Source organism: Rhizobium sp. BIGb0125 (assembly GCF_024810055.1).
Lineage (GTDB): Bacteria > Pseudomonadota > Alphaproteobacteria > Rhizobiales > Rhizobiaceae > Agrobacterium.
Genome location: NZ_JANUDV010000007.1, coordinates 304,276 through 317,831 on the forward strand (window position 1 = coordinate 304,276; position 13,556 = coordinate 317,831).

Genomic DNA, 13,556 nt, shown 5'->3' on the forward strand with positions numbered 1-13,556 from the left:
GGTTGAGTTGTTCAGGACGTCAGATCATCGCTGACGTCCTGAAGGTGCGGATCAATCTGCGATCGATACTTCCCAAAGACGGGCGTTCGACTGCCACACTGGCTCACCGCGAAGCTTGGCGGTTGCGCCCCAGACGTCGATCATATCGTAGAGGAAAATGCCGGGCATTTCAGCCAGCATCAGCTCATGGAATTCATCGAAAATCGCCTGGCGCTTGGTCTGGTCGGTTTCGACATAGGCGGCGTTCATCAGTTCGATGGCCTTTGGATTGTCCCACATCAGCGATGCGTTCTTGTCCTTGTCACCGACATAGAAGCTGTACATCAGTGCCGGGTCGAGACGTGGCGCTACCGACTGCGAAATAACCTGATAATTGCCGGAACGACGGCGATCCACCTGTGTTGCATAATCGAGAACTTCGATCTGAACGTTAAGACCTGCCGCCTGCATCATGGCCTGCGCCATCACAGCGGCGGGGAAGCTCGGCACGTTACCGCGCTTGTTGGCGATGATGTTGATCTGCTCGCCCTTGTAACCGGCTTCTGCCAGTTCTTTCTTCACGGCTTCCAGATCGTAGGCGGGACGTTTTTTCTGAACGTCGCTGTAGTAGATGGAGTCTTCGGCAACCATGGAACCGTTGGCATGGCCGGTTTCATTCGAAGCCGCCATAACGAGCTGGTCGAGATCAAGCGCCATGGCCATGGCACGGCGAACGCCTGGCTTGCTCAAAACCGGGTCACGGGTCTGGATGTAGAACAGGTTCTTGCCGTTGTTCGGCGAAACGATCAGCTGGGTCTTGTCGTTCGACTTGAATTCGGGGATCAGGTCCGGCGAGATTTCGGCAGTGTCCAGAACGCCAGACTGCAGGCCAGCCTTGACCGTGGATGCATCAGGAATGACCATGAATTTGATGCCGTCAGCCAGCGGGCGCTTAGAGCCCACCATGCCATCTGCCTTGCCATCATTTTCCGGTGAGACATAATCATCGAACTTGGCGAGGCGGATATATTCTCCCTTCTTCCACTCGTTCCACTTGAAGGGACCGGTGCCGATTGGCTCCTTGAAGGTGCCATCAGCAGCAACAGAGTCGGGCGAGATCATGCCGGTGTAACCGCATTCAGGACGCGACATCAGGCCGAGGAAAACCGCCGAAGGCTTTTCAAGGGTCATGGTAACGGTGTTGGCGTCCACAGCCTTGATGCCGGTAACGTGGACGATGCGGCTACCGTCAAAATCACCAACGCAGGTCCATTTGGTGGCCGGGTCCATATAGCGGTTCCAGTTCCACACCACGTCTTCAGCGGTCAGCGTCTTGCCATTGTGGAACTTCACGCCGTCGCGAAGAGTAAACGTATAGGTCAGGCCGTCATCGGAGGTTTCGAAGCTCTTGGCGAGAAGTGGCTTGACTTCACCATTGTTGGCGTAGCCGACAAGGCCTTCAACGATGTGCAGGATAACGCCATCGGTATTGCCGTCGCGATTGACGCCGGGATTGTTGCTGCGCAAATCCGAGCTTTGCGCCACGACGATGTCGCGGGCGACAGCCATATTGGCCATGGTGAGCAGGACGGTACCTGCAAGCAGTATCTTTTTCATGTTCTACCCTCTTTTGTGATTGAGTTTATTGCTGGAATTGGTCCCAGCAGATGCGTGAAAGTCTGCCGATCGTTTCTAGTGATACGGTGTAGCCCGGCGTTCCGTCGGCCATGGCCTGTGGCACCTGATCGGTGAAAGCGGCGATGATGTAGAAAGGCGCGCCATCGCGGTAAACGATGCCGGCATTCATACGGCCGCGTTTGCCCGTTCCGCCCTTGTGAGCGACCAAGGTGCCGAATGGCAGGCGTGATGGAATGGCGTAACGCAGGATCTGATTTTTGAGCGTTTGCAGCGCGTAGGCACACAGCTCCATGGATGAGCCGAGCAGTTCCGCAGCTTCCGGTGACGTCTGCGCATCAAGAATTGTCTGCAGCAGAAACACCTGATCGCGTGCCGTGGTTGTCGTCACCGAACCCAAAGTGTGATCCGGCGACAGGGCCAATGGCGGAATGAGGAAACGGTGATGCGTTCCGCTCATGCCGATTGACTTGCAATAGCTGTCCACTTCCGACAACTGCAGTCGCTCGAACACCATCTTGGTGCAGACATTGTCACTCAGCACCATCATGCCGGTAATAGCATCACGCAGCGAGATGACGATGCCAGGCGTCAGGTAGCGGAACATGCCGCTGGCGACTTCCTCGGAAAAACGTTGCTCGTAGACAATCTGCTCGTCCAGATCGAGACGGCCTTCATGCACTGCTTTGAGGGCTGCCATCATGATGGATGTCTTGCGGGTGCTGGCAGACGGTGTTTCTTCATTTTCACCGCGACCGATGGTTTCACCCGTCAGAAGATTGCACACCATGAAACGGGTGGTGAAAGGCTGCGCGTTGCAAATTTCCTCAAGCGCGGTTGCCGCAGTAGCGGTGTTTACACTCATGTCCATTTTATGCCTCCAGTCGCCATTTCAGTTGCACTCCACCATTTTCGTTGAGGTCGAGAGCAGGAATTGCCTGAAGGAGACGCCGTGTGTAGGCTTCCTTCGGGTTGTCGAAGATGGTGTCACGATCACCTTGCTCGATGATGCGTCCGTCCTGCATGACGATGACGCGGTCAGCCACCTGCTCGACCACGCCGAGATCGTGGCTGATGAACAGGCACGAAAACCCGTAACGTTTCTGCAGATTTGAGAAGAGGTCGAGAACCTGCGCCCTGACGGTTACGTCAAGTGCTGAAACCGGTTCGTCGGCGATCAGGAATTTGGGACGGCGTGCGATTGCGCGGGCTATGGCAACGCGTTGACGCTGGCCGCCGGACAGTTCGTGCGGATAACGGCTGGCATAGCTGCTGTTCAGACCGACTTCTTCCAGCGTCTCGTAAGCACGCTTCTTTTTTCCTGCCTTGTCGATATCGGGCACCAGACGCAGTGCTTCTTCGACCAATGCAAGAATGGTCATGCGTGGATCGAGAGACGAGTAGGGGTCCTGAAAAACCATCTGGCAGTTCAGGCGGTAGTCGTTCCAATCAGCATCGCGGCTGCGGCCACCAAACAGGATCTGGCCACTGCTTTCCTTGACAAGTCCGGCAATGGTGCGGCCAAGCGTTGTCTTGCCGGAGCCTGAGCCACCGACCAGAGCCACAACCTCACCCTCATGAATGTCAACGCTGACACCATGCAGTGCGCGTTTCGGTGCTGCCTTTTTCAGGAAACCCTTGCGCCCGGGATAATCGACGATGATGTCGCGGGCGCTGACCATCGGCTTGGCGTCAGCCGCCAGTACGCGTGCTTCACTGCGAAACGGCAGCGAGGACAGCAGCTTTTTTGTGTAGGGATGTTGCGGCTTCTGCAGAATATCTTCCGTCGTGCCTTGCTCGACGATGACACCTTTTTCCATCACCACAAGACGGCTGGTATAACGGGCGACCATCGGTAAATCGTGGCTGATGAGCAGAACGGCCGTGCCTTCGGCGCGGGTCAGTTCCACCATCAATTCCATGACGTCACGCTGGATCACCGCATCAAGCGCAGTGGTCGGCTCATCGGCAATCAACAGGGCAGGCTTCAGAAGCATGACCGATGCCAGCATGATACGCTGGCGCATGCCGCCTGAAAATTCGTGGGGCCAGGATGTCAGTGCTCCTTCAGGGTCACGAATGCCGACACGTTGCAACATGTCGAGAATACGTTTGCGGCGTTCTTCCGGTGACAGCGTCGTGTGAAGGACAAGACCTTCCTCAAGCTGCTTACCAATGGTCATCGATGGATTGAGCGATGTCATCGGTTCCTGAAACACCACGCCGATTTCCGCACCGCGCATGGCGCGCAAGTCGCGGCTGGTCATCGTCAGGGTATCACGACCCTTATACATGATCGTGCCACCGGTTGCCTTGATGACAGGCGGCAGAAGCGAAATCAGTGCACGTGTGGCAAGTGTCTTGCCGGAGCCGCTTTCGCCAACGATGCCGAAGATCTCGCCGGATTTGATGTCGAAACTGACATTCTTCACCACTTCGATGCCGGTGTGGGAGACCTGAAGTGACAGGTCGCGAACGCTGATAAGATTTTGTTCCGTCATTTAAGGCCCCTCATACGTGGGTCGAGTTTGTCGCGCAGCGCATCGCCCAGGAGGTTGATTCCAAGAAGGGTGAGTGCAATGCAAAGGCCAGGGAAAAGACCGAGCCACACCGCTTGCTCAATGAAGGGGCGGCCAGCGGCCAGCATATTGCCCCAGGTTGGTGCAGGTGGCGGTACACCGAGACCAAGAAAACTGAGCGCGCTTTCCGACAGAATGGCCCAGCCGAACATTGAAGTTGCCAATACGGTGATCGGCGCAACGCAGTTGGGCAGGATGTGGCGGAACATCGTGAAGAGTTCACTGTTGCCCATTACGCGCGACGCCTCGATAAATTCACGCTCGCGAAGTGACAGCACGGCACCACGGACAACGCGGGCCATGGAGGGTGTGTAGGCAATACCGAGCGCAAAAATGATTCCGTATTGGTTGGCACCAAACACGGCGAGAAGACCGAGCGCCAGCAGAATGCCGGGAAAGGCCAGCAGTGCATTGTTGACGGCCATGATGACGCCATCCACCCAGCCGCGGGCATAACCGCTGATCAGGCCAATGAGCGAACCAAAAAACACGGCGAAACTGACCGTCAGAAAGCCGATCCAGACGCTGGCGCGTGCGCCGACAATGATGCGGCTCAGCACATCACGTCCAAATTCGTCGGTACCAAGCCAATGTTCTGCACCGGGTGCCGCCAAACGGGCGGTGAAGCTCAGTTTCATCGGATCGTAAGGTGTCCAGAACAGACCTGTCAGAGCTGCGAGCAGCAGGACGGTGATGAGCGTTCCGCCAATGGCGGCATTGAATGTAAGCTTTTTCATTCGGCCACCACGCGCGGATCGAAAAGAGGATAAAGCAGGTCAACGATAAGATTGACCACGACGTAGGAGAGGGCGACAAACAAAAGGCAGCCTTGAATAACCGGGTAATCACGTTGGAAAATGCTGTCGACCATCAGACGGCCAAGGCCGGGAATGGTGAATACAGTTTCGATGACCGCGATACCGCCGAGTAAATTGCCGAGGATCAGGCCGATCATCGTCCAGGTAGGGCCGAATGCGTTCTTGAACGCGTGTTTCCATAAAACGGCGCTTTCGGACAGTCCCTTGGCTCTGGCGTGGGTGATGTAATCAAGCCGCAAAACTTCCAAAGTCGATGCGCGCGCCATGCGGATCAGGACACCGGCCTCATGGATGACAAGAGTCATGATGGGCAGGACGATGTAAAGCAGGCCAGCCGTGAAGTTTTCAGACATCGAGACATAACCGAGCACAGGCAGCCAGCCGAGCTTGAGGCCGAAAAATAACAGCAGCAGCAGACCGAGCCAGAATGTCGGGATGGAAAGCAGCACCGTTGCCGTTCCAACCAACGCAAGGTCGGTAATGCTGTTTTGTTTCCAGGCAGCGATCACGCCGGCCGGAACTGCAATCAGGCTGGCAAGCGCGACCGCAATCAGCACGATTTCCGCACTGATGATGAAGCGTGAAACAACAAGTTCTAAGACCGGTTCGTCGTTGACGATGGACTTTCCGAAGTCACCAGCAAGAACATTCTGTCCCCAGATGAGGAACTGTTCCGGCATGGACTTGTCCAAGCCCAATTCGGTACGCATTTCGGCGATCTGCTCTGGCTGAGCCATGTCGCCCAGCATCAACGCTGCCGGATCGCCGGGAATAAAACGGATCAATGCAAACACGGTGATCGATACGATCAGCACGGTCGGCAACGCCATGAATAGGCGATTTAAGATAAATCGAAGCATATGTTCCCCTGAACTGGACATGCCGTTTTTTAGGCGGCTATCCATTGTTCCAATTTTTCCGGACTATGAGCGATATGGAAAAATTGCGCAATATTATGCATTTTTGTCATAGGTTTATGCATATTGTCGCAGTGATGCAGACGGGGTGAAAATCTGCATAAATTTTTGTAAACGCTTATTTTTGTGAGATATCTATCTGCTGTTTGAGTGTGTCCATCAATGCCTGTGTGGCAAGTGATGGTGGAACTCCAGCTGGTTTTGCCAAGCCAAACTCCTGTGTCGCAACAGGCACGAACTGGCGCTGAACAATCGGCAGGTGAGGGTAGAGATTCGCATAAAAACTGCTGACGATACCGACGCCGAGATTATGCGCGGCATAGGCACAAGCCGAGCTATTGCTGTGAGTTTCGATCCTGACATTCTGGCGCACGCCAGCGCGTTGGAACGTATTGTCGAGCATCACACGCTGGGGGCGTTGCCGTCCCAACATGATCAATGGTTCACCACGTAAATCCTTCGGCCCGATCTCTTTCTTGGCCGCCAGCGGGTGGTCCTTGTGCATGACGCAGACACTGACGCCACGTGCAACGGGCTCCATGGTGATACTTGTGGGTATTTCCCCCTCATATCTCAGGAAGCCGAAATCGATGACCCGCTGCTCGATCATACGGGTGATGGATGTGGTTGTTTCGAAAAAGGTTTCGATGCGCACATTGGGAAAGTTGCGCCCATATTCAGCGAGAACGGCGGGGGCAAAATTTTCCCACATGCTGCTGGGCAGGCCCATACGCACCAGATCAGGACCTGAAACGCCGGTGCGCAAGTCGTCTGCCAGTTCGGAAAATCGCTCAATACCGAGCAGCACATTTTCGGCATCTTTTGCAAGGATCAAGGCTTCGGGCGTGGGGATAAGCCGGCCCTTGTCGCGTGCAAAAAGCGTCAGAGACAGGTCCGATTCAAGCTGTTGCAACAGCCTGCTGACGCCCGATTGGCTGAGGTTCATGCTTTTGGCCGTCGCAATTGTCGAGCCTGTTGCAAGCAGGGTTTTCAACACCTCCAACTGCCGGAAATTGATCATCGGAGGCGTTCCTTCACCATTAAACCCAAGAGTTACATCCAATCTTCCAGACAGCGTAGAAAGGCAACCGCAACTTTGGAAAGTGGGGCGCGCTCACTGCTGATGAGGGCATAATTGACTGTCAAAGCGGGTTCCAGTGGTACAAATGCCAAGGGCAGTTCGGTGTATTCCCTGGCAATGAGTTCACCCACAACAGCAATTCCCAGTCCTTCCGCCGCAAGTGCACAGGCACAACCAACCGAATGCGCCTCGATGGCGGGGCGCTGTCTGAGACCCTGATTGTAGAGGAGGGCCTCCAACTCATGGCGCACAGGTCGTGCGCGGTTGAGCAGGATCAGGTCGTTGCCCTTGAGGTCCGTGACTGTCAGCCCGTCACGGCGAGAAAGCGGATGGTCACGGTGCAAGACGCAAATATTCCGCGACGGAAGCACGCGCTCATGTTTCAGGCCGGCGGTGGATTCCGGCAAGCGCGTAAAGCCGATGTCGGCCTCATCATCTGCAATCATACGTTCAATGCTCAGGTAATTGCCTGACTTCACCTCGATACGTGCGGGTCCGTTCTCTCTAAGGAGGCGTTTGATCAGGCGGGGCACCAGTGTCACGGACAGACTGGCGGGAAAAGCCAGTCGCAACGGGATTTCCTGCGAACGTCCATGTTCTAGGTCCTGTGCCATGACCTTCAGAGACGTCAGTCGGTCAGAAATCGCCCGGATTTGGGGCCCTATTTGTAAGCCTTCTCGCGTGGGGGAAAGCCTGTTCTTATCACGCTCAAACAGCCGGACGCCAAGATAAAGCTCAAGCTGCTGCAGCAATCTGCTGACATTTGATTGGGAAACGCCAAGCTCACCGGCGGCTGCAATGGTGGAGCCTGTTGCGGCAATCGCATCATAGGCATGGATGTGCCGGATGCTGATCGTGACGTCGCTATCCTCCGTCATTTCTTCTCCCGAAATTGAATAGAGCGACCCGTAAACCGCATAAGATTGCGCGCCCTAGCCAAAACGCACATTTTCACGGCACTAAGAAATCCGCTGAAAAGGCATTCGTCAATGACGACCGTAATTGAAAAAATCGCTACTCAGCTTTCCGACCGTAAAAGATTTTCGGCATTGGCGTTGCAACGAGCCACGGACGCTATTGTCGATACGATTGGCTGTATGTTGGCGGGTGCCAATGATGAGACACCACGCGCCGTGATGTTCGCCTTTGCCGGTGATATCAGTGAGCATGGTGGCTCGGCATTGGTCGACGGGTCAAAAGCATCGGCTTCAGTCGCCGCCCTGATCAATGGTACCGCCGCGCACTGCCTTGATTTTGATGATAATTTCCATCCTGCCCGTGCACATGCATCTGCAGTTCTGGTGCCAGCCCTGCTTTCCCTCGCAACCGCCGACTATGGGATAACTGGCAGGCAATTTGTCCATGCCTATCTGGCTGGCTTGGAGGCGCAGGCGGCGGTTGGTTTCGGTGTTATCCCCTCGCATTACAACAGGGGCTGGCACGGTACATCGACTGTTGGTGCAATCGGTGCGGCGGCTGGTGTCGCCGTTTTGTTGGGACTGGGCAGGGACCAGATTGCGCAGGCAATGAGTATTGCTACGAGTTCTGCCTGCGGGCCAAAGGGACAGTTCGGAACACCCGCCAAACCGCTGCATGCGGGGCTGGCGGCACGCAACGCGGTTGAGGCGGCATTGCTTGCAAAGGCCGGTGTTGCAGGACGGCTTGATATTTTCGAGAGATCACAGGGTTTCAAAGATCTGTTCGGTGGCGATGCCGCAGCCGGTTGGGATGCGCTTTCATTCGGTCACGACCACATCATCGAAACACGTGGGCTGGTGACCAAGCAGCACCCGTGCTGTGCTTCAACACACCGCGCTATCGACGCAGCGCGCGAGTTGCAGGATCAGCACGGATTTCGGGCGGAAGATATCAGGTCCATCAACACCAAGGTCGGCATTTCCGCGATGGATAATCTGACCTATCCCGACCCGCGCGATGAAATGCAGGCACGTTTTTCAATGCAGTATTGCCTGGCGACCGCACTTGTTCACGGCAGGCTGTCTCTTGGTGATTTTACACCGTCTGCCATCTTTCGTACGGACATTCGCCAGTTGATGCCGCTGATATCCATGTCGGCTTACACCGCTGCCGAAGAGGTTGGCACGGAGCGGTTACCGCATCAGGTCGACATTCACTTGAATGACGGACGGCATCTCAAAATCGAGAGATTGCATGCAGATGGCTCAATTCAGAAGCCGCTCTGCAGCGCTCAACGGCAGATGAAATTTGCAGATTGCCTGAGATGGGCTGGCCTGAATGCTCACAGTGATGCCTGGCAACAACTTATGGACATTGAAGATGCGACGTCATTTCGATCCCTATGGGCAGAGGTCAGCCACTCTCTGCGCAGATAGGTGTTGAGCGAAAGGGTAGATTTGCGGCTTACTTCGCGATCAGGACTTCGATGCCGCGTTTCTCAAATTCGCGGGCGTCGCGGTCTGAAATGCCATCATCTGTAACGAAGGAATGGATCACGTCGAGAGAACCAAGGCGCGTGAACGACGATTTGTTGATCTTGGTCGAATCCGCCACGAGGTAAACATGGGCCGCCGCTTTTATCATCGCTTCCTTTAACTGAAGGTCGGCAAAGCTTGGATAGGTCAGCCCGGCATCCAGTGCCACACCGGCTGTGGCGAGAAACAGCTTGCCCGCAAAAATGTTGCGGAAATATTCGACTGACTTGTCACCCGAAAGCGAAAGCGTGGGGGATTTGAATTGCCCGCCGGGCATGTGCACCGCAAATGATGGCACAGCACCCAATATGATTGCGATGTTGAGCGCGTTGGTGATCAAGGTCAGATCACGGCGGTTGGTCAGGCGTGTTGCAATTTCCGTTGTTGTCGTGCCGGCATCAAGGATCAGCGTTTCGCCATCCTTGACAAGGCTTGCAGCAAGGGCGCCAATGCGGCGCTTTTTGTCCATGTTTTCCTGATGGTACAGGGTCATGGTGCCGGTTTGTGGTGCGACCGTATTGAGATAGGCGCCACCATGCTCGCGCGTGATGAAACCTTCGTTTTCGAGCCTTTCAAGGTCCTGACGGATGGTTGCTTCTGATACGTGGAAGGCGGCCGCCAACTCTCTGACGCGGGCGGAGCCTTCTTCTTGAAGCCATTCAAGAATGCGGCGACGTCTTGGCTCGGATAAAAGCCCGATCATCGACTCCGAAGCATCTTGCTCGTCTTTCGCTTCCATTTGGACTTACCTAAGCTCCTGAATCGCAACCAATCGAAATTATTCGATTCCTTTTTATCGGATACTTACAGTATCGATCTGGTAGCATCAAATCCTCAATTGGCGTTCTGCTGCAACACCACGCGTGCTTGCAGTTTCTGCTGCACCTGGTCGACAACCACGGCGGCGATGATGACCAGACCCTTGATGACGGTTTGCCAAAAGGACGAAACGCCCATCATGATAAGCCCATCCGCGAGGATGCCGATGACGAAGGCGCCAACGATGGTGCCTGCGATACGACCGCGACCACCCGACATGGATGTTCCGCCAAGGACAGCTGCCGCGATGGCATTCAGTTCGAAGGTCTCACCGGTTGCCGGGTGGCTTGCCTGCAGTTGCGAGGAGATGATGAGGCCGACAAATGCGGCACACAGGCCTGAGAACATGTACACGAACAGCTTGATACGATCGACGTTCACGCCGGACAGGGCCGCGCCGCGCTCATTGCCGCCAACGGCATAGATGTGCCTGCCAAGCGGGGTACGGCTGGCAAGATAGGCCGCGCCCAGCGCCACCACCACCATGATCCACACAGAGACCGGAAAGCTGAGAAACGTGCCGGAACCGATGATGCGGAAAGTGTCAGACCCATACTCCGGATTGCCGGAAAGGTTTGGGAATGTCCGGCCCTCGGAGAACAGAAGTGCTGCACCGCGCGCGACATAGAGCGTGCCGAGCGTGGCGATGAACGGCGCCACATTCAATTTGGTTATCAGGAACCCGTTTATTGAGCCGATAAAGACACCCACGACTAGCACGATAAGGCAGATTTCGATCGTATTAAACTGCAGGCTGTACCCAATGCCGAGGAAGCCGAGATCAATGCCGTAAAGCACCAGATATCCGGCGACCATGGCGCAGAGGCCGACAATTGAGCCGACTGACAGGTCAATGCCACCAGCGATGATGACAAAGGTCATTCCGATAGCAAGCAATGCATTCAGCGCAACGTGCTTGGAAATGATCACCATATTGCCCATGCTCAGGAAGTTGGGAGCGGCGATGGCAAAGAAGGTAAACACCAGAATGAGAGCCACGAATGTCCGCATGTGCAAAAGTAGCAGCAATGCAGAGGTTCTGGACGTTGACACTCCAGTGACGGTTTTGACGTTGCCCGAGGTGTCGATGCTGCTCATAGTGTTTCAACCTTTTTAAGATTGGGAGTTGCCGCCGAAACGACATCCGCTGCGTTGGCGCCAGCTGGAAATTGTCCAGTCAGCCGGCCATTCGCCATGACGAGAATGCGATCGGAAAGGGCCAGAACCTCCTCCAGATCGGATGTGACAAAAAGGATGCCCAAGCCATCACCGGCCAGGCGCCGCATGGTGCGGAAAATTTCCGCCTTGGCGCCGATGTCGATGCCGCGAGAAGGCTCATCCATCAGAAGGATTTTCGGTTTCGTCATCAGCGCCTTGCCGATAACGACCTTTTGCTGGTTGCCGCCGGACAGGCTGGAAACTGGATGTTCCATGCTGGCGATCTTGATCGCCATGCGCTTGACGAATTCGGCAGCCTTGGCGGCCTCTGCCTTGAGGCTCAGGTGAAACCCGCGCGTGAAGTCGTAAAGAGACGACATCGTCAGGTTTTCCCGGATTGTCATGATCTGCACGAGTCCGTCGCGTTTGCGATCCTCAGGGATCAGAGCAAGACCGCGACGGATGCGCCCGGAGACACTTTGTTCCTTGAGTGGTTTACCCGAAATGAACATCTGGCCGGACGAATTCGGATGCTGTGCCATGATGCACTCAAGCAGTTCCGAACGGCCGGCGCCCATCAGGCCGTAAAGCCCGACGATTTCACCTTCTCTGACCGTCAGCGACATGTGATCAACGGCATAACCGCCAGCCGGGCTCGGCAGGCAGATGTTTTCAACACGAAACACTTCGTCGCCCAGCTCGTGCTCAACGGTTTTGGGAAACTCTTTAGATGCGCTGCCGATCATGTTGGCAACGATCCAGGGGATGTCCACGCCCTTCATCGAGCGCGATCCGGTGATAACGCCATCACGTAGGACGGTTATATAGTCGCCTATGCGAATAAGCTCTTCCAACCGGTGGGAGATGTAAACAATTCCAACGCCTTGTTTTTTTAGGTCGTTGATGACCCTGAACAGCACCTCGACTTCGGCCGCAGAAAGGGCCGATGTTGGCTCATCGAGAATGAGAATGCGGGCATTTTCCGCCAGTGCCTTGGCAATTTCAACGATCTGCTGCTGACCGATCCGCAGGTTACCGAGCGGCGTGTCGGGATCGATATTCTGTTCCAGCCGCTTCATCAGCGCTCTGGCGGCACTGGTCTGTGCAGCCCTGTCGATATGAATGCCAGCCCTGGTCTTTTCGTGACCAACGAAGATGTTTTCCGCGACCGTCAGGTTGGGGAACAGGTTGAGTTCTTGAAAAACAATGCCGACGCCATGTTTGGCGGCATCCGTTTTGTCGGTAAAAACAACCGACTTACCATCCAGTTCGATGGAGCCGCCATTCAGTTGTTCAACGCCCGCTATGATTTTCATAAGCGTTGATTTTCCGGCGCCGTTTTCGCCGACGAGAACGTTGACCGCACCCAATCGCAGGTCAAAGTCGACGTTCTTGAGTGCCTGGGTTCCGGGATAGATTTTTGAGCCATTGCGGATGGACAGGCCGATCGGATGCGGTTCGACTGCTGCAACCGCACTCATTGTGCCACCTCGATGGAGACTGGCATGATCAGTGGCTGTTCGGTTGCCGAGCGAATGACCACAGCGCCGAGGAAATTGATCTTTTTACCCTTCAGCGGCGTGTCAGCAGTGGGCAGTTTGGAAACGGCCTTGTCGTTGAGGGCGCGGCCAAGTCGGGCATATTCGATCTGGTCACGGAATGTGGAGAAATCATAAAGTGCAGTCGTATCGCGCAAGGCCGACCCCTTGACGACCGGTCCCAGTTGCAGGGTCGCGTCGGCCTTTCCATCACCATCAATGTCGATATCTGCGACGGCTGCTTTGGATGCGCGGTTTTCGTTGATAACGTTTGCTGTTCCCTTGACCGCGAAGTTCCAGCCGCCGCCAGCGCCGCCAACTCTTACGCCATGGCTCTCCCCAGCCTTGTCGAGACCGGACTTGATGGCGTCGCGAAGTTGCGTGAGATCCACGGCCTTCTGTGACAGCGCTGGTACCAGCTTGGCATCAAATGTCGTTTCGACCAGTTCTGCAATCGGTTCTGCCGCGGCGCCTGTCGCGTCGTCTTTGTTGGTCTTGACCAGTTTGCAGCCTGAAACGGACACGGCAAGCAGGCTCACCGCAACAAGGGTTGTGATTTTCATGGCGATCCGAACTTTT

At 55.4% G+C, this 13,556-nt stretch carries 12 protein-coding genes; 1 reads left to right on the forward strand and 11 read right to left on the reverse strand.

Annotated features, from left to right (window positions below; translation table 11 throughout):
- Nucleotides 1-51: 51 nt before the first annotated feature.
- From M2418_RS20600 to M2418_RS20630, 7 genes are all read right to left on the reverse strand, one after another.
- Nucleotides 52-1,596 (reverse strand): ABC transporter substrate-binding protein, encoded by a 1,545-nt coding sequence (locus tag M2418_RS20600; protein ID WP_259148848.1) that lies wholly within the window; start codon nucleotides 1,594-1,596, stop codon nucleotides 52-54.
- Nucleotides 1,597-1,621: 25 nt separating this feature from the next.
- The gene (locus M2418_RS20605; RefSeq protein ID WP_259148849.1) at nucleotides 1,622-2,485 is read right to left on the reverse strand and encodes a class A beta-lactamase-related serine hydrolase; all 864 of its coding nucleotides are present in this window, start codon (nucleotides 2,483-2,485) and stop codon (nucleotides 1,622-1,624) included.
- A 1-nt stretch (nucleotide 2,486) separates the two neighbouring features.
- Complete coding sequence (locus M2418_RS20610) at nucleotides 2,487-4,115, reverse strand: ABC transporter ATP-binding protein (RefSeq protein ID WP_259148850.1); 1,629 nt, start codon at nucleotides 4,113-4,115, stop codon at nucleotides 2,487-2,489.
- Complete coding sequence (locus tag M2418_RS20615; RefSeq protein WP_250984578.1) at nucleotides 4,112-4,930, reverse strand: ABC transporter permease; 819 nt, start codon at nucleotides 4,928-4,930, stop codon at nucleotides 4,112-4,114. The genes M2418_RS20610 and M2418_RS20615 overlap by 4 nt, the downstream gene beginning before the upstream one ends.
- Complete coding sequence (locus tag M2418_RS20620) at nucleotides 4,927-5,871, reverse strand: ABC transporter permease (protein ID WP_192489657.1); 945 nt, start codon at nucleotides 5,869-5,871, stop codon at nucleotides 4,927-4,929. Before M2418_RS20620 ends, M2418_RS20615 begins: the two co-directional genes overlap by 4 nt.
- A gap of 175 nt (nucleotides 5,872-6,046) precedes the next feature.
- Nucleotides 6,047-6,946 (reverse strand): LysR family transcriptional regulator, encoded by a 900-nt coding sequence (locus tag M2418_RS20625; RefSeq protein WP_192489916.1) that lies wholly within the window; start codon nucleotides 6,944-6,946, stop codon nucleotides 6,047-6,049.
- Nucleotides 6,947-6,981: 35 nt separating this feature from the next.
- The gene (locus M2418_RS20630; protein WP_259148851.1) at nucleotides 6,982-7,887 is read right to left on the reverse strand and encodes a LysR family transcriptional regulator; all 906 of its coding nucleotides are present in this window, start codon (nucleotides 7,885-7,887) and stop codon (nucleotides 6,982-6,984) included.
- Between the two features lie 111 nt (nucleotides 7,888-7,998).
- Here M2418_RS20630 and M2418_RS20635 point away from each other — a divergent pair, with 111 nt between their 5' ends.
- Entirely contained in the window at nucleotides 7,999-9,363 is a 1,365-nt protein-coding gene (locus M2418_RS20635; RefSeq protein WP_259148852.1) for an MmgE/PrpD family protein, read from the forward strand.
- 28 nt (nucleotides 9,364-9,391) lie between these two features.
- Here M2418_RS20635 and M2418_RS20640 read toward each other — a convergent pair whose 3' ends face one another.
- From M2418_RS20640 to M2418_RS20655, 4 genes are all read right to left on the reverse strand, one after another.
- Nucleotides 9,392-10,201 (reverse strand): DeoR/GlpR family DNA-binding transcription regulator, encoded by an 810-nt coding sequence (locus tag M2418_RS20640; RefSeq protein WP_192489654.1) that lies wholly within the window; start codon nucleotides 10,199-10,201, stop codon nucleotides 9,392-9,394.
- Between the two features lie 95 nt (nucleotides 10,202-10,296).
- Nucleotides 10,297-11,379, reverse strand: a complete 1,083-nt coding sequence (locus M2418_RS20645) for an ABC transporter permease (RefSeq protein ID WP_192489653.1) — start codon at nucleotides 11,377-11,379, stop codon at nucleotides 10,297-10,299.
- The gene (locus M2418_RS20650; RefSeq protein WP_259148853.1) at nucleotides 11,376-12,920 is read right to left on the reverse strand and encodes a sugar ABC transporter ATP-binding protein; all 1,545 of its coding nucleotides are present in this window, start codon (nucleotides 12,918-12,920) and stop codon (nucleotides 11,376-11,378) included. The genes M2418_RS20645 and M2418_RS20650 overlap by 4 nt, the downstream gene beginning before the upstream one ends.
- Nucleotides 12,917-13,540, reverse strand: coding sequence for a DUF2291 family protein (locus M2418_RS20655; RefSeq protein WP_259148854.1), 624 nt, complete (start codon nucleotides 13,538-13,540; stop codon nucleotides 12,917-12,919). The genes M2418_RS20650 and M2418_RS20655 overlap by 4 nt, the downstream gene beginning before the upstream one ends.
- Nucleotides 13,541-13,556 lie beyond the last annotated feature (16 nt).

Coding starts and splice junctions, on each gene's coding strand:
- M2418_RS20600 (WP_259148848.1), bottom strand. CDS start 1,596: ATGAAAAAGATACTGCTTGCAGGTACCGTCCTGCTCACCATGGCCAAT.
- M2418_RS20605 (WP_259148849.1), bottom strand. CDS start 2,485: ATGGACATGAGTGTAAACACCGCTACTGCGGCAACCGCGCTTGAGGAA.
- M2418_RS20610 (WP_259148850.1), bottom strand. CDS start 4,115: ATGACGGAACAAAATCTTATCAGCGTTCGCGACCTGTCACTTCAGGTC.
- M2418_RS20615 (WP_250984578.1), bottom strand. CDS start 4,930: ATGAAAAAGCTTACATTCAATGCCGCCATTGGCGGAACGCTCATCACC.
- M2418_RS20620 (WP_192489657.1), bottom strand. CDS start 5,871: ATGCTTCGATTTATCTTAAATCGCCTATTCATGGCGTTGCCGACCGTG.
- M2418_RS20630 (WP_259148851.1), bottom strand. CDS start 7,887: ATGACGGAGGATAGCGACGTCACGATCAGCATCCGGCACATCCATGCC.
- M2418_RS20635 (WP_259148852.1), top strand. CDS start 7,999: ATGACGACCGTAATTGAAAAAATCGCTACTCAGCTTTCCGACCGTAAA.
- M2418_RS20640 (WP_192489654.1), bottom strand. CDS start 10,201: ATGGAAGCGAAAGACGAGCAAGATGCTTCGGAGTCGATGATCGGGCTT.
- M2418_RS20645 (WP_192489653.1), bottom strand. CDS start 11,379: ATGAGCAGCATCGACACCTCGGGCAACGTCAAAACCGTCACTGGAGTG.
- M2418_RS20650 (WP_259148853.1), bottom strand. CDS start 12,920: ATGAGTGCGGTTGCAGCAGTCGAACCGCATCCGATCGGCCTGTCCATC.
- M2418_RS20655 (WP_259148854.1), bottom strand. CDS start 13,540: ATGAAAATCACAACCCTTGTTGCGGTGAGCCTGCTTGCCGTGTCCGTT.